Source organism: Roseivirga seohaensis subsp. aquiponti (assembly GCF_001267955.1).
In the GTDB taxonomy this organism is placed as follows: Bacteria; Bacteroidota; Bacteroidia; order Cytophagales; family Cyclobacteriaceae; genus Roseivirga; species Roseivirga seohaensis.
In genome coordinates this window covers 131,107-155,869 of sequence record NZ_JSVA01000016.1, presented here as the reverse complement: position 1 = coordinate 155,869, position 24,763 = coordinate 131,107, and the positions used below count along the sequence as shown (strand labels likewise).

At 38.8% G+C, this 24,763-nt stretch carries 19 protein-coding genes and 1 tRNA gene; 19 read left to right on the top strand and 1 reads right to left on the bottom strand.

Going from position 1 to position 24,763, the window contains the following annotated elements:
- Positions 1-16: 16 nt before the first annotated feature.
- Positions 17-90 (bottom strand) — tRNA-Pro (locus tag OB69_RS14200).
- Positions 91-701: 611 nt separating this feature from the next.
- Here OB69_RS14200 and OB69_RS14195 point away from each other — a divergent pair.
- The 19 genes from OB69_RS14195 to OB69_RS14105 all read left to right on the top strand — a co-directional run bounded on the left by OB69_RS14195 (position 702) and on the right by OB69_RS14105 (position 24,753).
- Positions 702-1,946, top strand: a complete 1,245-nt coding sequence (locus OB69_RS14195; protein ID WP_053224413.1) for a cytochrome c3 family protein — start codon at positions 702-704, stop codon at positions 1,944-1,946.
- A 36-nt stretch (positions 1,947-1,982) separates the two neighbouring features.
- Entirely contained in the window at positions 1,983-5,099 is a 3,117-nt protein-coding gene (locus tag OB69_RS14190; protein ID WP_053224397.1) for a TAT-variant-translocated molybdopterin oxidoreductase, read from the top strand.
- 19 nt (positions 5,100-5,118) lie between these two features.
- Complete coding sequence (gene nrfD / locus OB69_RS14185; RefSeq protein WP_053224396.1) at positions 5,119-6,483, top strand: NrfD/PsrC family molybdoenzyme membrane anchor subunit; 1,365 nt, start codon at positions 5,119-5,121, stop codon at positions 6,481-6,483.
- 2 nt (positions 6,484-6,485) lie between these two features.
- Entirely contained in the window at positions 6,486-7,019 is a 534-nt protein-coding gene (locus tag OB69_RS14180; RefSeq protein WP_053224395.1) for a DUF3341 domain-containing protein, read from the top strand.
- A 13-nt stretch (positions 7,020-7,032) separates the two neighbouring features.
- Complete coding sequence (locus OB69_RS14175) at positions 7,033-7,650, top strand: c-type cytochrome (RefSeq protein ID WP_245620826.1); 618 nt, start codon at positions 7,033-7,035, stop codon at positions 7,648-7,650.
- Positions 7,651-7,669: 19 nt separating this feature from the next.
- On the top strand, positions 7,670-9,091 hold the full coding sequence (locus OB69_RS14170; protein ID WP_053224393.1) for a hypothetical protein: 1,422 nt from the start codon (positions 7,670-7,672) through the stop codon (positions 9,089-9,091).
- An 18-nt stretch (positions 9,092-9,109) separates the two neighbouring features.
- Positions 9,110-10,144, top strand: a complete 1,035-nt coding sequence (locus tag OB69_RS14165; RefSeq protein ID WP_053224392.1) for a cytochrome c oxidase subunit II — start codon at positions 9,110-9,112, stop codon at positions 10,142-10,144.
- Positions 10,145-10,166: 22 nt separating this feature from the next.
- Positions 10,167-12,041 carry a cytochrome c oxidase subunit I gene (locus OB69_RS14160; RefSeq protein ID WP_053224391.1) on the top strand — a complete coding sequence of 625 codons (1,875 nt, stop codon included), beginning with the start codon at positions 10,167-10,169 and terminating at the stop codon, positions 12,039-12,041.
- A complete protein-coding gene (locus OB69_RS14155) occupies positions 12,022-13,071 on the top strand; it encodes a COX15/CtaA family protein (RefSeq protein WP_053224390.1) in 1,050 nt (349 codons plus the stop codon). The genes OB69_RS14160 and OB69_RS14155 overlap by 20 nt, the downstream gene beginning before the upstream one ends.
- A gap of 4 nt (positions 13,072-13,075) precedes the next feature.
- Positions 13,076-13,978, top strand: a complete 903-nt coding sequence (gene cyoE / locus OB69_RS14150; protein ID WP_053224389.1) for a heme o synthase — start codon at positions 13,076-13,078, stop codon at positions 13,976-13,978.
- Positions 13,978-14,562 (top strand): cytochrome c oxidase subunit 3, encoded by a 585-nt coding sequence (locus OB69_RS14145; RefSeq protein ID WP_053224388.1) that lies wholly within the window; start codon positions 13,978-13,980, stop codon positions 14,560-14,562. The genes cyoE and OB69_RS14145 overlap by 1 nt, the downstream gene beginning before the upstream one ends.
- Before the next feature lie 16 nt (positions 14,563-14,578).
- Positions 14,579-15,343 (top strand): cytochrome c oxidase subunit 3, encoded by a 765-nt coding sequence (locus tag OB69_RS14140; protein WP_053224387.1) that lies wholly within the window; start codon positions 14,579-14,581, stop codon positions 15,341-15,343.
- A 33-nt stretch (positions 15,344-15,376) separates the two neighbouring features.
- The gene (locus tag OB69_RS14135; protein WP_311316241.1) at positions 15,377-15,730 is read left to right on the top strand and encodes a cytochrome C oxidase subunit IV family protein; all 354 of its coding nucleotides are present in this window, start codon (positions 15,377-15,379) and stop codon (positions 15,728-15,730) included.
- A 75-nt stretch (positions 15,731-15,805) separates the two neighbouring features.
- Positions 15,806-16,405 (top strand): hypothetical protein, encoded by a 600-nt coding sequence (locus OB69_RS14130; RefSeq protein ID WP_053224385.1) that lies wholly within the window; start codon positions 15,806-15,808, stop codon positions 16,403-16,405.
- A 25-nt stretch (positions 16,406-16,430) separates the two neighbouring features.
- Positions 16,431-16,940, top strand: coding sequence for a DUF420 domain-containing protein (locus tag OB69_RS14125; RefSeq protein WP_245620825.1), 510 nt, complete (start codon positions 16,431-16,433; stop codon positions 16,938-16,940).
- A 26-nt stretch (positions 16,941-16,966) separates the two neighbouring features.
- Positions 16,967-17,233 (top strand): hypothetical protein, encoded by a 267-nt coding sequence (locus OB69_RS14120; protein ID WP_053224383.1) that lies wholly within the window; start codon positions 16,967-16,969, stop codon positions 17,231-17,233.
- Complete coding sequence (locus tag OB69_RS14115) at positions 17,193-17,576, top strand: DUF983 domain-containing protein (protein WP_071387154.1); 384 nt, start codon at positions 17,193-17,195, stop codon at positions 17,574-17,576. Before OB69_RS14120 ends, OB69_RS14115 begins: the two co-directional genes overlap by 41 nt.
- A 38-nt stretch (positions 17,577-17,614) precedes the next feature.
- A complete protein-coding gene (locus OB69_RS14110; protein WP_157608590.1) occupies positions 17,615-21,298 on the top strand; it encodes a sensor histidine kinase in 3,684 nt (1,227 codons plus the stop codon).
- Positions 21,299-21,342: 44 nt separating this feature from the next.
- A complete protein-coding gene (locus OB69_RS14105) occupies positions 21,343-24,753 on the top strand; it encodes a hypothetical protein (protein WP_157608589.1) in 3,411 nt (1,136 codons plus the stop codon).
- Positions 24,754-24,763 lie beyond the last annotated feature (10 nt).

Below are 24,763 nucleotides of genomic sequence, written 5' to 3'. Positions count from 1 at the left end.
AAGTCAGTGGTTTTAGTCGGGGTGGCAGGATTCGAACCTACGACCTCCTCGTCCCAAACGAGGCGCGATACCGGGCTACGCTACACCCCGAACTTTTATTTTAAGGGAAGTTCAAAACCCAATTTTTTTCAATCTAAATTAAGTAATTCAAGACTGTTTTTGTTTCTTTTTTGAGGCCGTTGTCTCAATTGCGAGTGCAAATATAGGGATAATTTTTATTGCACAACACGTCTTTCGAAATTTTTATTAATTAAAATGAAATTGTTTCTAAGTGCTCAGTAGTACACTATATAATATAGAAATAAGAGGAGTATATACTTCGAAAATGTAGCTGTAATGTACAGTTAGGCTAATCTTGCTGACAACCAATTAGATACGCTTTCAATAGCCTATATAGCTGTAAATGGGGTTATTATTTTAAATAATGGCGCTGATTTATCTTTGTATATCTCTTGTAAAAATGGATTCGTATACAGGGTTACGCTAATTTAAATTGTTTAGGCTATTTATAATAATTCTAAATAAAAACCACCTTAGAATTAAGTGCGTAAACAACTGTTAATGAACGAAGTATGTGGTTTTTTAATCTCTTTTGACCACTCGTGTACTATCTAAACTTTAGTTTGAAATAAAGCATTCCGATACTACCTTTGTCTCGATTTTACGTGATGAGACAATCTGTGACTCTAACTACTGATTACATGTTATCCAAAAAACTATTAGTCCGCTTCGCGACAGCATGCATGTTTGTATGTTGTTTTGTTTTTTCTGGCCAACAAGCCTTTGCCCAGAGAGATAAAATTCCAACCGATGAAGCAATCATCAAAAAAGGAGAAGGTCTCTTTAAAGAATACATATGTAATTCTTGCCACGCTGTGGATAAAAAAGTTGTAGGTCCAGCTTTGGCTGGAATTTACGATAGAAGAGAAGTTGACTGGATTTTATCTTTTGTGAAGAGCCCAGGCAAAATGATTAATGATGGCGATCCTCAAGCTGTAGCTCTATTTAAAGAGTATAATCAGGTGATGCCTAATCAAGATCTTTCAGACGAGCAGATTTTGTCAATTATGGCTTATGTTCTGCATACTGAAGAAAACCCTCCAGTAGAAGCTGCGCCAGTAGCTACTGCAACTGGTGCCGAAGGTGCTGCTCAATCAGGCGGTGTTCCTTCAGAATATCTGAATGTAATTATGGTTACTTTGATTGTGGTGTTGGTACTACTATTAGTAGTATTGGTTATCATCATCAATTTCGTTAGCCGTTACTTAAAGGATAAAAAGCAACTTTCTGCAGAAGATGAAGAGATTGTTAATGAGAAATTTAGTGTTTCTGCTTTCCTAAGAAGCCCAACAGTTATAGGTATTGTTACTTTCCTTGTAGTAACCTTAGCTGCTAAAAACGTGATTGACGGTCTGTACACTGTAGGTGTGCAACAAGGCTATGCGCCAACTCAACCAATCGCTTTTTCTCATGAAATACACGCTGGAACTTACGAAATTGACTGTCAGTATTGCCATACAGGTGTAGAGATTGCAAAGAGTGCAAACATTCCATCAGTGAATATTTGTATGAACTGCCATAGTCAAATCAAGACAGATTCTCCTGAGATACAGAAATTATATGCAGCTCAAGAAAGCGGAAAGCCAATTGAGTGGGTACGTGTTCATAACTTGCCTGATTTAGCTTACTTCAATCACTCACAACACGTAAAGGTAGGAGAGATTGAATGTCAGACTTGTCACGGTGAAATTCAGGAAATGGCTGTTGTTGAGCAGTTTGCCCCTCTAACAATGGGCTGGTGTATTGACTGCCATAGAAATACAGATGTAAATACGCAAGGTAACGGATACTACGATAAGTTGGTGGAGATGCATAACGCAACCTCAAAAACACCTATGAAAGTAGCCGATATCGGTGGTTTGGAATGTGCTAAATGTCACTATTAATTATTGAATAGAATTTCGATTTCTGATTGATATACAATGAAAGAAAATCAAAAAACATACTGGAAAGGGATAGAGCAATTAACCAACGAACCTTCGTTTGTTAAAAATGCCGAGAAGGAATTTCCAGAATACCTTCCTATCAACGAAAATGGTGAGGGAAGCAGTAACAGAAGGGACTTCTTAAAATTAATGGGTTTTGGTATCGCAGCAGCTTCTTTAGCGGCTTGTGAGGCTCCGGTAAGGAAGGCAATCCCTTATTTGAACAAACCTGTTGATGTTGATCCTTCTATTCCTAATTATTATGCTTCTACCTATGTGAATGGCGGTGACGCTGTAAGTGTAGTGGTGAAAACTAGAGAAGGTCGTCCGATTAAAATTGAAGGAAATAAGTTTTCTTCAATGACAAAGGGAGGTACTAATGCTCAAGTAGAAGCTTCTGTACTTTCATTGTACGATAAAGAAAGACTAGTAGGCCCTAAAAAAGCAGGTTCTAAAACTGACTGGGAAACTTTAGATAAAGAAGTAATTGCCAAGTTGGGTGAGATTTCTGCTAAGGGTGGTCAAATTAGAATTGTAAGTAATTCTGTTTTAAGTCCTACTACAAAAAGAGCAATAGCCGAGTTTACTGCTAATTATCCAACAGCGCAACACATAAGCTACGATTCATCATCGGCTTATGGTATTTCTGAAGGAAACAGAAGATCGTTTGGTACATCAATGGTGCCATCATATGATTTTAGTAAAGCCAAAACTATTGTGAGTGTAGGTGCCGACTTTTTAGGTACTTGGATTTCACCAATTGAGTTTACTAAGCAGTATTCACAAACAAGAAAAATTAGCGCGGAGCACCGTGAAATGTCTAGACACTATCAATTTGAGTCTAACCTTTCATTAACGGGTGCAAACGCAGATTATAGAACAGGCATTCGCCCTTCACAAGCTGGCCCATTAGTAGCAGCCATATATAATGGTATTGCGGCTAAGGCTGGTCAAGCTAAAGTGAGTGGTGGAAATGCTGGAGATATTGCGCATTTAACAGCAGCAATCAATGAGCTTTGGACAAACCGTGGTGCTGGGCTTGTAGTCTCTGGCTCAAACGATCCAGTTGTTCAGGTTTTGGTAAATGGTATCAACGCCATGTTAGGTAACTACGGTGCTACTATTAATGTAAATGCACCGCTTCATTTCCGTCAAGGAGATGACCAAGCCATGAGTTCATTTGTAAAAGATACCAACGCTGGTTTAATCAGTGCTGTAATCTTCTTTAACTGTAACCCAGTTTACGATTCAGCCGATGGAAAAGCGTTGCAGGCTGGATTAGCTAAAGTTTCATTGAAGATTTCTACATCAGATAGAATGGATGAAACGGCTGCTTTGGCAGACTACGTTGCTCCTGATCATCATTATTTAGAGCAGTGGAACGATGTTGAATTAAGAACTGGTCACTTCAGTTTAGTTCAACCTACAATTGCTCCACTATTCGATACTCGTCAGGTACCAGAAACGTTTTTGAAGTGGTCTGGAAAAACGGTAGAATACTATACTTACCTACAAGATAACTGGAGAGAGAACTTCTTCACCAAACAAACAGATACTTCTAATTTCCAGACATTCTGGGATAAAACTTTGTTTGATGGTGTATTTGAAACAGGAGGGAACTCACAAGCATATATATTTGACTTTAGCGCAGTACCTGCGGCAGCCACTAGCATTGCTCAGAATTACAAGAGCAATGGAACTGGTCTAGAATTGGCGCTATACGAAAAAGTAACTATGGGTAATGGCTCAATGGCCAATAACCCTTGGTTACAAGAAGCTTCAGACCCAATTACAAAAACTACTTGGGATAACTATTTAACAGTTTCTCAAGCCCAAGCAGAAGAGTGGGGAATCAAAATGGATGATGGTACCACTGAGAAAGTAACACTTTCGGTAGGTAATACATCTGTTAGTTTGCCAGTTTTGATTCAGCCAGGGCAAGCCGCTGGAACCGTAGGGCTTGCCTTAGGTTACGGAAGAACTAGCGCGGGTAGAGTTGGAAATGAAGTAGGGGTGAATGCCTATCCTTTCATTACTAAATTAAATGGTGCAAATGTTTACGATGTTTTTGCTGGAGTAACAGTAGAAAAAACAGGCGAATCATACAGAATTGCACAAACACAAACACACCAGACTTACATGGGCAGAGCCAATGTAATTCAGGAGTCAACTTTAGGTGAATACAAAAAGGACACTAAAGCGGGAAGAGAATATCCGTTGATTTACAAAGAAGGAGAGTATATCAAGCCTTCTAAAATCACGCTTTGGAAAGGTCACGAATATAACAATCACCACTGGGGATTGGCCATTGATATGAACTCTTGTACGGGTTGTGCAGCATGTACTGTTGCTTGTCAGGCAGAAAACAATATTCCAGTTGTTGGTAAGGAAGAAGTATTGAACAGAAGAGAAATGGCTTGGATCAGAATTGATCGCTACTATAGCTCTGATGCTCCTGTAGATGATTTGAAAGCTTTAGAGAAAGCTTCAGAAAATCCAGAAGTTACATTCCAACCAATGATGTGTCAGCATTGTAATAACGCACCTTGTGAAACTGTATGTCCAGTAGCAGCTACTACGCACAGTTCAGAAGGACTTAACCAAATGACATATAACAGATGTATTGGTACAAGATATTGTGCTAACAACTGTCCTTATAAAGTAAGAAGGTTTAACTGGTTCAAGTACCACGATAATACGCAGTTCGATAAGAACCTTTCAATGAACAATGATTTGGGTAAAATGGTATTGAACCCAGATGTAACCGTTCGTGCTAGAGGTGTAATGGAGAAATGCTCAATGTGTGTGCAGAGAATCCAAGCGGGTAAACTTGCCGCAAAACGTGAAGATAGAAGACCAAAAGATGGTGATATTAATATGGCATGTGCCTCGGCTTGTCCTGCAGATGCGATCATCTTTGGCGATTTGAACGACAAAAACTCTAGAATTTCTCAAGCATTGAAAATTCAAGAGAAAGAAGACGGTCAAGGAGCTACCGAGCGTGTAGTGGAAGAAGACAGAGCTTATCACGTGTTGGAGGAAATCAACGTTAACCCTAACGTTTGGTATTTCACCAAAATTAGAAATAAGGAAAAACAATCAACTGAAGCTTAATTTTTAAAAGAGATACACTATGCAGGTTACTTCATCCGTAAGAACACCTTTGATAACTGGCGGTAAGACTGTCCATGACGTTACCGAGGATATCTGCAGGCAGGTAGAGGGCAAGCCTTCCAAATCATGGTTATTAGGCATGGGGATGGCACTTACTGCTTTTGGCATTGGTTTCATCGCTGTAGCTGCTACACTTTGGGAAGGAATTGGAATGTGGGGTCTGAACAAAACCGTAGGTTGGGCCTGGGATATTACAAACTTCGTATGGTGGGTAGGTATTGGTCACGCTGGAACTTTGATTTCGGCAGTACTTTTACTTTTCCGTCAGAAATGGAGAATGGCAATTAACAGAGCTGCAGAGGCAATGACAATTTTTGCCGTAATATGTGCTGCTATGTTCCCGGTACTTCACATGGGACGACCTTGGTTAGGAGCTTATTGGGCATTACCGTTACCGAATACATTCGGTTCACTTTGGGTAAACTTTAACTCTCCACTTCTTTGGGACGTATTCGCAATTTCTACATACTTCTCTGTATCTCTAGTGTTTTGGTACATAGGGCTTGTTCCTGATTTTGCTACCATTAGAGATAGAGCAACTGGAGTAAGAAAGAAAATTTATGGAGCATTAAGTCTTGGTTGGAATGGCGCTGCTAAAGCTTGGAGCCGATACGAAAGTGTATCCTTGATTTTGGCTGGTTTAGCAACACCACTCGTACTTTCAGTACACACCATTGTATCATTTGACTTTGCTACCTCAGTAATACCAGGATGGCACACTACGATTTTCCCTCCTTACTTTGTTGCTGGAGCGATTTTCTCAGGGTTTGCGATGGTACTGACATTGATGTTGGTAACTAGAAAACTATTTAAACTAGAAGACTACATTACTATTGAGCACATTGGCTTGATGAACATAGTAATTACAATTACTGGTTCAATTGTAGGTATAGCATACATTACTGAGTTCTTTGTAGCTTGGTATTCTGGAGTTCCTGCAGAACAATACGCATTCTTTAATAGAATGCAAGGGCCATATTGGTGGGCTTACTGGTCTATGATGACATGTAACGTAATCTCTCCACAGTTATTCTGGTTCAAGAAAATCAGAACCAATATTGCCGCTACTTTCATTATTTCAATTATTGTAAACATTGGAATGTGGTTCGAGCGATTTGTGATTATCGTTACTTCATTGCATAGAGATTATCTACCATCATCATGGGCTATGTTCTACCCAACTGTGTACGATATGGGAGTTTATTTATTCACATTCGGATTGTTCTTTACAGCATTCTTATTATTTGCTAAGTTCTTCCCAGTAGTGAATATGGCTGAAATTAAAAGTATTGTGAAATCTTCATCAGAAAAACAGACTGCATAATTATGAGCGATTCTAGAAATTTTGTTCTCGGTGTTTTTGATGACGAGGACGTACTATTAAGCGCGGTACGAAAGGTGAGAGGTGCCGGTGTTAAAATTGACGAGGTATATTCTCCATTCCCTGTTCATGGTCTTGATGAAGAATTAGGCTATAAGAGATCTAGACTTCCGATTGCCGCCTTCATGTTCGGTATATTAGGAACTTCATTAGCGCTTACAATGCAGTTTTGGATGCTAGGAGTGGATTGGCCAATGATTATTGGTGGTAAAGACTTTACTCCACTACCAGATTTTATCCCTGTAACTTTTGAACTAACGGTTTTACTCGCTGCTTTTGGTATGGTGGGTACATTCTTCGTAAGTACTGATTTAAAACCATGGAAAGACCCTAAAATGCTTGATTTGAGAATTACAGATGATAAGCATGTAATGGCAATTGATTTAGGTCAAAACAAATCTGTGGATGCTCAAACAATCAATAGTGTATTGAAAGATTCAGGTGCTATTGAAGTGAACGATAAAGAAGTTGAAGACTAAGCTAAAGATGATCATGTTGAATAGATTGAAAGCATTTTTACCACTCATAGCGATCTTTGCTCTGGCTTCTTGTAATGCTAGTGGCGATAACCCAGGTACAGAATATGCACCACAGATGTATCATTCAATACCTTATGAGCCATTAACACAAATCAAGGAAAAGGATAGAGGAGAATGGCTGAGTAATAGAGAAGATGGATTAGGTGAATTTTATAATTCAAATCCAAACAATGCCTATGAACAAAATGTAAAGTTGCCAGTAGCAGGTACTGTAAGAAGAACCGCTGATGGTGTACTTCCTTATCGTTTAGGAAAAGATGACATTGAAGCGGCAAGCCTTGTAGAAAATCCTCTACCTGAAACACCAGAAATTTTGGCAGAAGGTAAAAGACTATATGAATTGTATTGCGACCATTGTCATGGTACAACTGGACAGGCAGATGGGTTGGTATCACCTGTTTTTCAAGGTGTTCCGCCTTATACAGCGCCAGCGCTAAGAAATCTTTCAGAAGGACACATTTTCCATGTAATTACTTATGGAATTAGAAGAATGGGAGCTCACGGTTCTCAAATCAGTCCAGAGAAAAGATGGAAGATTGTAAAGTATGTTAAACAATTGCAACAAAAGTAACCCACAAATTTTTTAGAAAATGGCAAAAGAAAGATTTGAATTTACGACAAGCTTAAAAAAGAAGCTATATCTCGTAGCCATCATTGGGTTTGTATTGTTGCTTGTAGGTGCAATATTCCCTGGCGGTGGTCATGAAGCTGAGGCTGGTGATCATGAAGGAACAGAACAACACGATGCTGGTACTTCTGACGATCATGGAACTAATGCTAGCGATAACCATAGCGGTGCTGATAATGACGGCCACGGTGGAATGATATCTGATGAATCAGGTGAAGATCATGGTGCAGGCGAAGCGGATCACGGTGGCGGATGGTTAAAAAGATTAGGCGTAAACCTTTGGATCAACAATGTTTATTTTGTTGGACTAGGTATCATAGGAATATTCTTCTTTACACTTCAATATGCTTCACAAGCAGGTTGGTCTGCTTTTTTATTGAGAGTTCCGTTGGCGATGGGAAGCTGGTTGCCTTACGCGTTTGTATTGATGATTGTTACTTTCATGATTTTTGGTCATGATATTTTCCACTGGACGCATAGTGATTTGTATAATCAATTCTTAGCAAATGGAGAGTTAAACCCGCATTACGATGCACTAATTGCTGGAAAAAGTAGCTACTTCTTTCTGCCTTTAGAAGGAGGCTCATTCCCGCTGTTCTTTGTGCTTAGAATGGTTGTATTCTTTGCTGTATGGTTCTTCCTATTTAAGAAAATTAAGTCTTTGGCTTTGGCAGAAGATGAATTGGGTGGCGATAGCTATTGGTTCAAAATGAGAAAATTCTCTGCGATCTTCTTGGTATTCTTTGCAGTGAGTTCATCTGTTTCAGCTTGGGATTGGATCATGTCAATTGACGTACACTGGTTCTCTACAATGTTTGGTTGGTATGTATTTGCTAGCTGGTGGGTAACAGGTTTGGCTTTCATTACACTTGTAACAGTGTTATTAAAAGAAGCCGGTTATTTGTCTCAAGTCACTTCAAATCACCTACACGATCTTGGTAAGTTTATCTTCGCATTCAGTATTTTCTGGACGTATGTATGGTTCTCTCAATTCCTATTGATTTACTATGCTAACATTCCTGAAGAGTCAGTATATTTTGTAGAAAGATTATTGAGTGACAAATACGCACCATTCTTCTTCATTAACCTTATTTTGAATTTCATCTTCCCTCTACTTACGTTCATGACGAGAGATGCAAAACGATTGAATGTATTCTTGAAAATCGTTTGTATTGTTATTCTAGGAGGGCACTGGATTGATTTTTACCTAATGGTAACACCAGGTACGCTTGGCGAAAATGGAGCATTTGGTTTTACAGAGATTGGCTTGTTCATGATTTTCGGAGTCGCCTTCTTGTTCGTTACCTTAACTGCCTTATCTAAATCAGCATTAGTGGCTAAAAATCATCCAATGTTAGAAGAGGCAAAACATCATCATATTTAATAAGAGTAAACTAAAGATATGTTCGGGTTTTATATAGTTTTAGCGATTTTCTTAGTACTGGCGATCCTTTTAATGATCTTCAGAGTAAGTAGATTGATCAGTGTTGTTAAAGGTTCTGATGAAAAGTCAGTGACTGGAAGTAACAATGTAAACGCCATATTGATGGTGGTTTTCTTGGTATTGTTCTTTGGCTTAATGGCGTGGTATTCATTTGCGCATTTCGATTCATATGATCCACCAGTAGCCTCTGATCATGGTTTAGTAACTGATAAGTTGTTTTGGAGAACAATGTGGATCACAGGAATTGTGTTTGTGATTACGCATATATTACTTTTTGTATTTGCTTACAAGTATAGATACAGAGAGAATCATAGAGCCGAATTCTACCCGCATAACAACAAATTAGAGCTTTTGTGGACTGGTGTACCTGCTATTGTATTAACATGGTTAGTAATTTCTGGTTTTGCAGCTTGGTCCGATATTACCAGCAAAGCGCCAGAAGATGCTGAACAAATTGAAATTACAGGTCAACAATTTACATGGTTGATCCGCTATGGCGGAATGGACAATGAAGTTGGAGATTACGATTACCGTTTGATTGATGCTACTAATGATTTGGGCATGGATTTTACGGATAAGGCCAATTTCGATGATTTTAATAACAACTCTATCGTACTTCCTAAAGGGCGACCTGTGTTATTGAAAATCAGAGCTAAGGATGTACTTCATAGTGTTTATATGCCTCATATGAGATTGAAAATGGATGCTGTTCCTGGTATGCCTACTCAATTCTGGTTTGTGCCTAATAAGACCACTGAGGAAATGAGAATCGAGGAAAATAACCCTGATTTCAATTTTGAATTGGCTTGTGCAGAAATTTGTGGTACATCACATTTTGCTATGCGTAGAATTGTGACGGTTTTAGAACCTGAAGAATACGATAAATGGAAAGCAGAGCAGAAATCTTGGTTGTCAAAAAACCCAGATTATATGTCTCAGGTACCTGAGAATTTGAAAGAGTTGGCCGTAGTTACAGCGGGCATTAACGAGTAATTAATAAGACCAATATATTAAGATGGCAACAGCAACACATATTGATGCACACGCGCATGATGATCACGATCACGAGCATCATGAAACGTTCATCACAAAGTATATTTTCTCACTTGACCATAAAACGATTGCCAAGCAATTCCTAATTACAGGTATTATTTGGGCAATTATTGGAGCAGGTTTTTCTGCAATCTTTAGATTGCAGTTGGGATTCCCTGAAGCAGATTTATCTTGGTTAAGACCGCTTTTAGGTAAATGGATTCAACCAGAAGGTAGCTTAGATCCACAATTCTATTTGGCTTTGGTAACTATGCACGGTACCATAATGGTATTCTTTGTATTGACAGCTGGATTGAGTGGTACATTCAGTAACTTCCTTATTCCGCTTCAAATTGGAGCGAGAGATATGGCTTCTGGCTTTATGAACATGCTTTCTTACTGGTTCTTTTTCCTTTCCAGTGTTATCATGTTTATCTCATTATTCTTAGAAACAGGGCCTGCATCAGGAGGTTGGGTAGTTTATCCACCGCTAAGTGCTTTGCCACAGGCAATGGATGGTTCTGGACTAGGAATGACTTTATGGCTTGTTGCCATTGTGTTCTTTATTGTTTCATCATTGTTGGGAGGTATCAATTATATCACTACAATTATCAACTTAAGAACGAAGGGAATGACCTTCTCTAGGTTACCTCTTACAATTTGGAGTTTCTTCCTAACCGCTGTAATTGGTGTTTTATCTTTCCCAGTTTTATTCGCGGCAGCTTTACTATTAGTATTCGATAGAAGCTTCGGAACATCGTTCTATTTATCTGAAATTTATATTGGAGGAGAAGCACTTCCAAATGTAGGAGGTAGTCCAATTCTATATCAGCATTTATTCTGGTTCTTGGGTCACCCTGAAGTATATATTGTATTGTTACCTGCTTTAGGTATTACATCTGAAATTATCGCAACCAATTCAAGAAAGCCAATCTTTGGTTATAAGGCCATGATTATTTCGATGTTGGGTATTACGGTGCTTTCTTTTGTGGTATGGGCACACCATATGTTCGTTTCGGGCTTGAGTCCATTCTTAGGATCGATCTTCATGTTCTTAACATTGATTATCGCTATACCTTCAGCAGTAAAAGTATTTAACTACCTAACAACACTATGGCGCGGAAATATTGTATTTACGCCTGCTATGCTATTCTCAATAGGGTTGGTGTCGGTGTTTATTTCAGGTGGTATTACGGGTATTTTCTTAGGTAACTCAGCAATTGATATTCAATTGCATGATACTTATTTTGTTGTAGCTCACTTCCACTTAGTAATGGGAGCAGCTTCTTCTTTCGGATTACTGGCTGGGGTTTACCATTGGTTCCCTAAAATGTTCGGAAGAATGTTAGATAGAAAATTAGGTTACATCCACTTCTGGTTTACGTTCATTGGTATTTACGCTGTGTTCTTCCCAATGCACTATATTGGAATCGCAGGTTTCCCAAGAAGGTACTATTCGTTTACCAACTTTGATGCCTTCAGTGGATTTACAGACTTGAATGCCTTTATTAGTGTGGCTGCAATTTTGACTTTCTTTGGACAGTTTATCTTCTTATTCAACTTCTTCTACAGCATATTTAGAGGGAAGAAAGCTCCTCTTAACCCATGGAAGTCGACTACTTTGGAATGGACAACGCCAAGAGTTGCTGGACACGGCAACTGGCCAGGTGAAATCCCAACGGTATACAGATGGCCTTACGATTACTCTAAGCCAGGTGCCGAGGATGACTTTATTCCTCAAACAGTACCTTTCTCAGAGACTATGGATTCAAATCTTCCGCATGAGAATGATATGATTGCAATTGAGAAAGAGGAGAGCGCTAGCGAGATTGTAGTTGATGGGGCAAAAGGTCATTAACGGACGAGCATTTAGACGATTTTCGGCCGTCACGGTAATTGCCGTATATCTCCTGATTCTTATTGGAGGTATTGTAAGAACCACTGGCTCGGGAATGGGATGTCCGGACTGGCCCAAATGTTTTGGAAGTTGGGTGCCACCAACAGATGTCAGCCAACTTCCATCTGATTACAAAGAAGTTTACGCCCAAGAAAGGGCAGAGAAGAATAAAAGGTTTGTAAGTTACCTTACAGCATTTGGTTTTGACGAGTTGGCCGATCAGATTTTAAACGATCCTGATATTCTAACTGAGGAAGAGTTTAATGCTACAAAAACGCTTACTGAATACATTAACCGCTTAGTGGGTGCGGTTATCGGTCTTTTGATCTTCGGAACATTTATAATGTCTATTCGATACTGGAAAACCGATAGAACCATTACCGTTCTTTCTTTTATTGCATTTGTATTGGTAGGGTTTCAGGGATGGATCGGATCAATTGTAGTGAGTACCAACTTGCTACATTGGATGATTACTATTCATATGTTACTCGCTTTGTTAATCGTATGCCTTCTTATCTATGTTTATTATAGATCAAAAAGAGAGGTGCTGAACCTTAATTTGGAAGGAACTGGCAAGTTGCGGGCAGTTTTATTGATTTGCTTTATTGCCACATTGCCTCAAATCGTAATGGGTACACAAGTAAGAGAAAGCATCGACCTTTTAGCAGATCATTTTGCTAGGTCAGAGTGGATATCGAAGCTTGGAATGGAATTCTTAGTGCATCGATCATATTCAATTTTGCTGTTGGGCTTACACCTATATTTGGTTTGGCTTTTAACAATGAAAAAGGATACTCCACAGAAATTGAAGCTTTATGGTGCAATAATGTTACTTATTGTGGGTATAGAGGTGTTGAGTGGCGTTGTGATGGCTTATTTTGGAGTTCCAGCGGCTATACAACCAATACATTTGTTGTTAGGAACATTAATTATAGGAGTACAGTACTATGTGCTGTTGCTTTTAGGAAATAGAAGAGTACAAACTAGTTAACTGAATGATATCAGGTAGTTCTGCAAATATTGGAGTAGGAGAGTTAATCGCTCAAAAAGCCAAGGCTTATTTGGAGTTGGTTAAAATGAGACTATCACTTTTGGTGGCTTTCTCTTCAGCCTTTGGCTATACCTTAGCCATGGGAGGCAATGTTGACTGGACCCAACTGATTTTATTATTTATAGGTGGTTTTTTGGTGTCAGGTGCTTCTTGTACAGTAAACCAAGTAACTGAAAAGGAATTTGATGCGATGATGAAACGCACTCAAAATCGCCCTTTACCTACGAATCGACTTTCCAAAAATGAAGCCTTGACATTTGCAGCCATTGTAGCTGTGGCTGGTATTCTTGTGCTTTATTTTTCTACTAATTTATTAACCACAGGTTTGGCTGTTTTGTCCATGGTGCTGTATAGTTATGTCTATACACCATTGAAAAGAGTAGGGCCAATTGCAGTATTTGTGGGGGCTTTTCCAGGCGCATTACCTCCTTTGTTGGGTTGGGTAGCTGCTACAGGAGCGATTAGCCATGAAGCAATGATTATTTTCGGTATACAGTTTATTTGGCAGTTTCCACATTTTTGGGCAATTGCTTGGGTAGCCGATGAAGATTATAAAAAGGCAGGCTTTAAACTTCTTCCTGTAAAAGGAGAGAAGGATATGAAGACTGCTTTTCAAATAATGACATATACACTATTCTTAATTCCATTGGGTTTATTGCCTACCTATTTTGGCATAACTGGAGTTAATTCTGGAGTAGTGGCCACCATTTGTGGAGTTTTGTTTTTAGCGCAGACGATTAAGTTGATGCGTGATCAATCGAGAAAATCAGCATTGAGAATTATGTTTGGTTCATTTCTCTATTTACCGATCGTGCAGATTGCTTATTTATTGGACATGGTGAAATAATGACAGAGAATTATCAATTTGTAGATAGCCAAGTGGAACAACCACTTTCAATGCATCCAAAGAAGTTTGCGATGTGGTTGTTTATCGTAACTGTGGTAATGATATTTGCAGCATTTACCAGTGCTCATATTGTAAGACAGGCCAGCGGAAATTGGTTGGAATATGATTTACCATCTCTTTTTTGGTCAACCTCTGTGGTCATCATAGTAAGTAGTGGGTTTATGCATTGGGCATACCTTTCTGCAAAAAAGAATGATTTTGTAAAAGTACGAATAGCATTAAGTATCACTTTTGTTCTGGGTATGGCTTTCCTTATTGGTCAGTTTATGGCTTGGGGGCAAATGGTTGATGCAGGTGTGTTCTTTGTAGGTAATCCTGCAGGGAGCTTCTTATACATCTTTACAGGCTTACACGGTCTACATTTAGTGGCCGCTGTGATTTATCTTTTATATCTGTTAATTTCGTCTTTCAAGCTAAAGGTGAACTCTGAAAACATGTTGAACATGGAAATGTGCTCAACTTTTTGGCACTTCTTAGGCGGACTTTGGATATACTTGTTTATATTTTTATTACTTAACCATTAACTAGAACCAATTAACTATGGCTACTACAGCTACAGTCGGCAACAAGAGCTTATGGGCAGGTGGGGTTGCGCCTCTTAAGGCGAGCTATGGAAAACTCATGATGTGGTTTTTCCTGCTTTCAGATGCCTTTACTTTCTCTGGTCTTTTGATCGCATACGCATTTATAAGATGGAGTGCTCCAGCTTATAAAGGAAATCCAGATGACTTCGTGTTTTCTACCGAATATTGGCCAATTCCAGAAAAGGTTTATGATGCCTTTCCAGGAGTACATGGTCAAGAATGGCCGTTAGTCTTTGTAGGTTTAATGACCTTCATTCTAATTCTAAGTTCTGTGACTATGGTTTTAGCTGTAGAAGCTGGTCAGAGAATGGATAAGAAGGGCGTGGTTAAATGGATGCTTTGGACTATTATTGGTGGTATTGCATTCTTAAGTTGCCAAGCTTGGGAATGGGCTCACTTTATATCAGGAAGTGGTGTTGCCACTATCGGTGACGTTTTTATAAACGGCAGATGGGTAGAGGACTATGAAATTATGGGCGCAGGTTTGAGCTTCAATCAATACGGACCGCCTGCTTTTGCTGCGCTATTCTTCTTTATTACTGGTTTCCACGGTTTCCACGTATTATCTGGAGTAGTCATCAATATTATTACTTTCTTTAATGCAGCCAATGGTATGTATGAAAAGAGAGGCCATTACGAAATGATTGAAAAAGTTGGTTTGTATTGGCACTTTGTAGATCTAGTTTGGGTCTTCGTTTTCACTTTCTTCTATTTGATCTAAGGACATTTATATACTATGGAACAAACATCAAACGTGGTTGTACAACCAGTAGATAAGAATAAAATTCGCGGTATTTGGAAGATTGCAGGTATACTTGCGATCATCACCGCTATCGAATATGTATTTGCATTCACAATGGATGCAGGCTTACTTAGAAATGTGATTTTCGTAGGTCTTACTATTCTTAAGGCTTTTTACATCGTAAGTGAATTTATGCACTTAGGACACGAAGTGAAAGGCTTAATATATTCAGTAATACTACCTATGATTTTCATCGTATGGCTTATTGTAGCGCTTGTAGAGTTAGAAGGCGGTGCGGTAAAAAGTAGCAGAGGAATAGTGGATTATAATCCAGCTGGTTCCGAGCAAGTCGATGATAGTCATTAGTGATAAGAGCTATATCTAATAATATTATAGAATCAGACTGAGCAATTGGTCTGATTTTTTGTTGATCAGAGTATTATGAAGAATAAGAAAGGCATATACTTATTTCTGTTGATTTTATTACCAGCACTTATCTTTCTCTTTCTGAAAGGTTTTGGGGAAAATAAATTTCAAATTCCAATCTACTATTCCAATGGAATTGGAGATACTTTGCGTCAAGTAAGCTGCTTAGAAAGAAATACCGACCAATACATAGTGAAAAGTCCAGAGCTAGAAATGGGAATCACAAAAGTGGTTCATTTTGAAAGGATGGACGGCCCAGTGTTAAAAACTAGATTGGAAGAGCTAGAAAAAGTACAGGACGTGTTTTATAACAATCCAGACATTCAAATGATGTCGTATCTTAATCAAGCCTCAATCCAAACCGATGCAATTACGGGTTATAATCAGCGGGTCACATTTATGGATCAGTTCTGGCACTTCAAAGAGCTTGATTCAACTAGCTGGTCTAATTTAAAGTATTGTGGTATGGTAATGTCAGACCTCGACAATAGAGTAGTTTTGGTAGATGCTAAGAATAGAATTCGAGGCTACTATAATATTATGGAGAGAGAAGAAACTGATAGGCTAATACTTGAGTTAAGGATTTTACAAACCATAGATTTGGAAAATGAATAAAGTTGATTTGAAGCAAAAAAGATCAATGCTTTGGATAAGGGTTTTATCCGTAGCCATTCCGTTGGCCGTAGCAGTGCTATTGGGGCTGCCACAAAAGCTTGATTTAGGAGATTGGGTGTATAATCTCCCTCATGTAATCGGGGTAATTAACACGCTTACATCGCTCTGTTTAATTTTTGCGTTGATTGCTATTAAGGCAAAAAAGAATGTAGGTCTACATAGAAAATTTAACACTGCTGCACTTGTTTTAGGTGCACTGTTTTTACTCTGCTATGTAACTTATCATGCTTCTGCACCTTCAACTACATTTGGAGGAGAAGGCGCAATAAAATCAGTTTATTACTTTTTCCTGATTAGCCATATTGTATTATCAATAGGAGTAGTTCCTTTGGTGCTTTTAGCCTTTTTCTACGCTTGGAGCAATATGATTGATAAGCATAAGAAAATTGTGAAGTACACTTATCCAATTTGGTTGTATGTTTCTGTAACAGGGGTTATCGTTTATTTAATGATTAGTCCTTATTATCAGTTTTAGTATAAAACCTTTAACTTTGACGCATCATGAGAAGAGTTAAACAAATTATCTTATCGGCAATTTTGCTAACTGTTTTTAATGTTACTGCGCATGCTCAGTGTGCCATGTGTAGAGGAACTTTAGAATCTTCTGTGGCAGGTGGTGATACAACCACCGCATCTAATTTAAACATAGGTATACTCTACCTTTTTGTCGCACCTTATATCCTTTTTGCGGTGTTGGGCTACTTTTGGTATAGAACTAGCAAACGTAATGGTCAAAAGAACAAAGCTCTCAGCAGTATTACAGGCTAGATGCCCCCAGTGCCGTGAAGGCAAACTATTTATATCTAAAGCTTATAACCTTCGGAAATTCCTTATCATGAAAAAGGAATGTGACTGTTGTGGTGTAAGGTTTGAAAAAGAACCACGCTTTTTCGATGGAGCAATGTACATTAGTTACGCAATGTCTGTAGGCCTCTTTTTAGTTAGTGCATTTATTATCTACAATACAATTGAAGACGCCAATGAGAATACTTACCTCATTGCTATTATTACCGAGGTAATTTTGCTCTACCCTCTGATGTATCGCTACAGCCGCGTTTTCTATCTTTATGCCTTTGGAGGTTTTAAGTACTCTCCTAAACAAAATAATTAGTACTTTAAGCCTGTTCTAAAAGAATAGCAAAAGGATTGTTGGCAAAACAGAGAAAATTCGAATTTCAGAAGCACAGGTACTTTTTACTGTGCATTGGTATATTGGCCCTAACGCTGATTATCGATGAAGTGATTTTTTCGGACAGGAAGAGGAGAGTAGAACCCCAAGAAACCATTTCTGCCAATATAAAGGTGCAACTTTCAATTCTAGACCAAGAAGTAAGGTCTGTTGAAAGCAAAGCCATAGTAGACCTAAGCAGGCTTTTCAATCGATTAGAGGTAAGTGGTGAGTTTCCAATTTTTATTTATGAAAATGGAGAAGTAATCTATTGGTCCACCAACCGCTTTGTTCCCAAATACGGAACTCTAGAAGGCCTATTCCAATACCGTTATTTAGAAATAGGAAACGATAAATTCATCGTAAAGAAGACGACCATTAATAGTGCCCAAAACAGAATTGTAGAGATTTATGGTTTTCTTCCGCTCAAGTCTGATGTTCCAATATCAGAAAATTTTGCCAATACAGGACTTAATCAGAAAATCTTCGGCAAATCATATTATGATTTAAGCGCAGATGAGAGTTTGCCTGAAAATAATCTAATTTTCTCACAGCAAGGTGTTTACCTTTTTTCATTTACAGGAACTGATTTAATGAAAATCGATTACCCTGTTTACTCTACAATTATTATTTTAATGTTCGCGCTGAGTATATTTTTCTATGTGCGATCGGCATTTTTTTATTCGGCTTTGCTCAACGATAGAGGCAAGCCTGTCTATGCATTAGGTTTACTTGCACTAATGTTCTTTGCTTTAAGGGCACTCATGATCCGTTATGAACTGCCTTATAGTGTACGTTCCTATGGTTTATTCGATCCTGTCCATTTTGCCGCAAGTTATTTTGAACCCTCATTAGGCGACCTTCTACTTAATCAGATCAGCCTTTTGGTGGTAGTGGTGTATGGCTTTTTAAATTTTCACGATAGAAATGAGGGAACCCATTACGACTGGAAATTCTTTGGAATACTGGCCTTATCCATGTTCTCTTTTTATTACCTCACTTATGAACTCCATTCCATGCTTAGCAATTCGCAATGGAAGCTGGATATCGCCAAGGATAATAATCTAACAATTTATAAACTCATCAACTACTTTGTGATTTTCATACAAGGAGTGATGTTCTTTTTGCTGACCCAACTGGCAGCAACAAGGTTTATTAACTTGAAAAATAAAGCTCCTTTTCAAGTTGGTTTGGCCATCGTTTTAGTTGCTTCATTGGTATTAGGCTGGATTTTAAAGGAAAGTCTATTTGCCTATTTGGCCATTTACATTATTTACTTGGTGTTAATTGTCCGTTTGAAATTTCCGTCTGAGATCAAAAGGCTTAGTTATAATACCTTCCTCTATTTCTTTACGGCATCTTTCGCAGTGGCCTTGGTAAGTACCTTGGTTTTGGGGGAAGATATTAAAAAAGTGGACAGGCAAGATAAAGTGAGCATTGCCACAGAATTGCTCACCAGCAAAGATGAAACCGCAGAATACCTGCTTGGCGAAGCGAAAAGGAAGATTGAAGATGATATACTTATTCAAACGAATATTTCAAGTGTTTTTTCGCCAAAACAGTTAATCCGACAAAGGATACGGAGGTCATACTTGGGGGAATATTTCGATAAGTATGATATTGAAATTATGCTGTTCAACGGTTCTGGCCGCCCTATAAATAACTCCAATTCTAACGATTACTCAACGTATAACCTATATAGCCAAGACCAGTACCGAACCGATCAAGAAGGTGTGTATTTTTTAAGTTTTCGCTTTCCTACCATATCCAATCACTACTATGTGTTTATGGATATTGAGCGCTACAATACTGTGGTGGGACATATAATAATTCAGTTGGTTAAAAAGGAACAATTGAACAACAGTATTCTTCCTCGTTTGCTTTTTGATGAAAGTAGTAATGTGGCGGATAACGGTCATTTCGACTATGCCCTTTTTCAAAATGGTGTAATGGTAAGTAATGTTGGTTATTTTAATTACGCTAAAGACTTTCCGAGTAATTGGAAAGATAATCCAGAGTTGTTTGGTAAAGGCTTGTTAGTAAATGGTTATACACATTTAGCCGTTCAGGGAAGAGACGCTACTGAGTATTTTATTATCAGTAGCCCTGTTTATCCTACTCGCTTTATGATTACCAATTTCTCGTTATTCTTCCTCTTTATTGTTGGAATGATCATCTTGGTTTTCTTAGCCAGTGCTTTGTTTTATAACCTCAGAAAACGAACGGTAACCATTGCCGCCAAAGTTCAAATTCTGCTGAATTTTGCGTTCTTCCTTCCGCTTATTATTGTAAGTATTGTAGTGTTAAGATTGGTAAATGAAACGGTAAGAAAGAATATTGAAGAGAATTATTTAGAAGTGGCCGAAAGTGCGGGTTCAAACCTAACAGTTACGTTAAAGGAGTTTTTAGATAGCCAAAGCGAGAACAACGAAACCTTAGAGAATAGGGTAGGAGAAATCAGCCAATATTCTAGAGCAGACATCAATTTATTCAACGACAAAGGAGTATTGGTTGCCACCAATCAGCGAATGATTTTTGAAAATCAAATTCTCTCTCCCTTCGTGAACCCAAAAGCCATGGCCGAAATTATTGAAAATCGGTCAAGTGAAAAATTGTATACAGAAAGAGTGGGCGAATTAGAGTATCAATCTACGTATGTTGGAATAAGGTCTCAGAACAATGAATTATTGGGTATTTTGAGTATGCCGTTTTTTGAGTCGCAAACACAACTAAAGAGGCAGCAAACCGATATTATTTCCAATATTCTTAATTCATTTACTTTCATTTTTATAGTGTTTGTATTGCTGTCGTTTTTAGCATCAAAAATCATTACTTATCCTTTTACTTACCTCACCAAAAGAATTAAGGCTACCACTTTTTCCAATATTAATGAGCCTTTGGAATGGAGTGCTGAAGATGAAATTGGGCTGATGGTACGTGAGTACAACCGCATGTTGGTGAACTTGGAAAGAAGTAAAAAGGAGTTGGCCATGAGCGAAAAAGAAAGTGCTTGGCGTGAAATGGCGCAGCAAGTAGCACATGAGATTAAGAATCCACTCACTCCGATGAAACTCAAATTACAGCATCTGAAAAGATTGCTCACCGAGGGTAAAGGGCTGAACCAAGATTTCAATAAACCAATTGATAGTATTTTAAATCAAGTCGAATCACTAAGCGATATAGCAACTTCCTTTTCGTCTTTCGCAAAAATGCCCGTTCCAAGAAACGAAAGGCTGGATTTGGCGGATTCATTACGTAAAGTAGTACGCCTGTTCAAGGCCGATGACGATGTGGAAATCATTCCGAATATTCCTCGAAACCCCGTTTGGATTGAAGGAGACGCTAATTTGTTGGGTAGAATTTTTAATAATCTTATTCTGAATGCGCTACAAGCTATGCCAGAAGGGCGCGTGGCAAAGCTCGAAATCAGCCTAGAGGAAACCCATTCTAAAGCGATTATTAGCGTAAAGGATAATGGTTTTGGAATTCCAGAGGAGATTCAAGACAAAATTTTTATCCCTAAATTTAGTACCAAGGTTGAAGGCTCTGGAATCGGTTTGGCCATTGCCAAACGAGGGGTAGAGCATGCAGGAGGGAGTATATGGTTCGAAACTGTGGCAGACGTGGGTACCACATTCTTCTTAGAGTTTCCATTAAGCGATTAATAGTGTTGCGTGGCTTAATTATTTGTATTTGCTTAATTCTATTTGTGCCAACATTATTTGCCCAAACAGAAGAACAGTGCAAATGGGTGAAAACTGACGGTAAACCAATCGTGCTCGATTCGCTTACTGTCATTCCTGAATCCATTAAAGTGGCGCAATTAGAAGGGCAAAATATTCAGTTCAACTTTCAATTGAATACCAATACCATCAGTATTTCATACCCTGCGTTAGATTCTGTTATCGTTTGTTTTCGCACTTTGCCTTACGATTTACACACCAAACGCGCCAATAAAACACTGGCCATTTACGATTCTACCGCGCTGTTCAAAGATGCCATTCGTTACCAGCAAAAGCTGGCCATGCCCAAACGCGAAGAGGCTTTTTCTACCCAAAACATTTCAAAAACAGGGAGTATTACTCGTGGAATTTCCTTCGGGAATAAACAGGATGTGTTTGTGAATTCTTCCCTAAACCTGCAGATGGAAGGACAGTTGACAGAAAATGTGAATTTGCGCGCAGTAATTACCGATAGAAATGTACCTTTTCAGCCGGAAGGAAACACGCAACAACTACAAGATTTCGACAATATTTTCATTCAGCTTTATAACGATAGGTGGTCATTAACTGCCGGTGATGTAGTGCTCAAGAATGGAGCCTCCAACTTCTTGCGTTACTACAAAAATGTACAGGGAGCACAATTCAAAACAGCTTATAAAATGGCCAATGGCTTTAAAGCAGAAACCACTTTTGCGGCCTCAGTAGCCAAAGGCCGATTTGCCTCCATCAATGTGGATCCCATAGAAGGCGTCCTCGGACCTTATCGAGTTCGAGGACCAAACAATGAGCGTTTCATCATTGTAATAGCAGGTTCTGAAAAAGTATTTGTAGACGGAGAAGAACTGACTCGTGGTTTCGATAACGATTATGTAATCGACTATAATTTGGGCGAAGTTACTTTTACCAACAAAGTGTTCATTACCAAATTCAGTAGAATAAGGATTGATTTTGAGTTTTCAGACCAAAACTATTCGCGTTCTATTTTTCAAGCCAGCCACTACCAATCCAACGATAAACTCGATTTCTCTTTTAACTATTATGGAGAGAAGGACAATCGAAATCAGCCCCTCGCTTTTGATTTGAGTTTGGAAGAAAAACGAATTTTAGCCGATGCGGGCGATGATCTAAATCAGGCCTTTACATCTCGTGTAGATAGCTTAGAATACAGGCCAGATATTGTCCTTTACCGAAAAACAATTGGCACGGATAATTTGGGAAATGAATTCGATATTTTTCAATATTCCACCAATCCAGATTCTGCCTTTTTCAATGTTCAGTTTACTTTGGTGGGGCAAGGTAGTGGTAACTACGTGTTAATTAACTCTACCACGAACGGACGAATTTATAAATGGGTAGCCCCTGTAAATGGGCAGTTGCAAGGAGATTATGAACCTATTTCCTTGTTGAATGCTCCTAACCAAAAGCAAATGGTTACGCTCGGTGCTGGCGCCAAATTAAATCAATACGATAAACTGAGTGGCGAAGTGGCCTTCTCAAAAAACGACCTCAATCTATTCTCAGATTTGGATGCAGATGATGATAGAGGAATGGCTTATAAGCTCATCTATGAATCTGTAAATCGACCTGTGAAAGGGCTCGAAGGCTATAAGTTCAATGCAGGTGCTTCATACGAATTCAATAACGATGCTTTCTCATTCATCGACCGTGTGCGTTATATAGAATTTGACCGCGATTGGAGTTTTAACTCAAACGATTTTGAAGAGAAGTTTGCCGAGAATATTCTGGAAGCCAAGGCTGGTTTGCAGAAGGATGCGCTCAATAATATGGATTATCGGTTGGTGAGAAGAAAACGAGGAGAGGCCGTAGATGGTGTACAGCAATACTTTAAAGGAGCAAAAGAGCTCAGTATTTTTAGACTAAAAGTAGATGCTTTTTCCATGAATAATGATCAGCAAGTCTTGTATTCAGAATGGCAAAGGTTATCCACCGATTTGTCTATCCGTTCCAAGTGGTTAATTCCGGGCTACCGTTATCAAGTAGATCGAAATGAGGTTTTTAACACCACTACGGATGAAATTGTACGGTCTTCAATGAATTTTGAAGCACATACTGTCTATTTGAAAAATGATGAAAGCCTTACCACGAACTATGGAGTTGAATACCAAGTACGGCAAGACAGAACACCATTCAACGGAGAACTGATTAACAGCAATAGGTCAGAAACTTGGAGCGCGTTTTTCAATACTGAAATTGATGAAACACAAACCCTACGAACCCTTTTTACTTACCGAGATTTAGAAAATTTAAACCAAATAGGAGAAGACAGGAATGACCGCACCATTATGGGGCGAGTAGATTGGTTGGGAAATTTCTTAGATCGTTCAATTCAGTCAGAACTATCGTATAATCTTGCCAATAGCCGCGAGCTGCGTAGAGAGTTTATTTTTATTCAAGTACCTACGGGGGAAGGAACGCATACTTGGCGTGACGACAATAATGATGGGGTACAAGACCTAAATGAGTTTTACATTGCGGTAAACCCTGATGAAAAGAACTACGCCAAAATTTTTGTTCCTACCGATAATTATGAAGAGGCTTTCAATACCAACATCAGTTATCGACTAAGAATGAAAACACCCAATACTTGGTTTGAAGATGGAGGATTGAAAAAACTCTTGGCGCGTTTCACCAATACAACGGCCTATACGCTGAATTCTAAAATCACGGATGAAGACCTAGCTGCTAGACTTTGGCCTATAAATGTGGCCGATGATATGATTTTATCTTCCAGACAAACCCTGCGTTCTACGCTCTTTTTCAATCAGTCTAGAGCTGCTTTTGCTGCCGATTTAGGTTTTGCTCAGCAAGAGAATCGACAACTATTATTGAATGGCTTTGAGCGTATTGATAATGACGAATTGAGAGCGCATGTTCGTTGGAATGTAAACTACCAAACTAATCTCGATCTGACTTTTATTTCTGGCGAAAGAGCAAGTAGTTCGGATGTACTTACCCAAAGAAATTACCTGATACAGAGTAAGGTTTATCAGCCGGCAATTTCATGGCAGCCCAGCAATTTTTTCAGGCTCACGACCACTTATGCCAATAAGGAAAAGAAAAATGTTTTTTCTGAAAACAGTAATGAAGGCTCTAAAATCAATGAATTCTCAATCGACACCCGTTTTTCTAAAGCGGCTAAAACTACCTTGAGTGCCAACTTTAAGTACATTAATATTGATTTTACTGGGCAAGAAAACTCACCTACGGGCTATGAATTGTTAGAAGCGCTTCGGCCAGGCCGTAACCTTACCTGGAACCTGAACTGGCAACAGAAAATTGGCAATGGACTGCAACTCCTACTCCGCTATGATGCCCGTAAATCAGAAGGCAATCCAATTGTGCATTTGGGCAGGGTTCAGATATCTGCTTTGTTCTAGAATTAGTTTT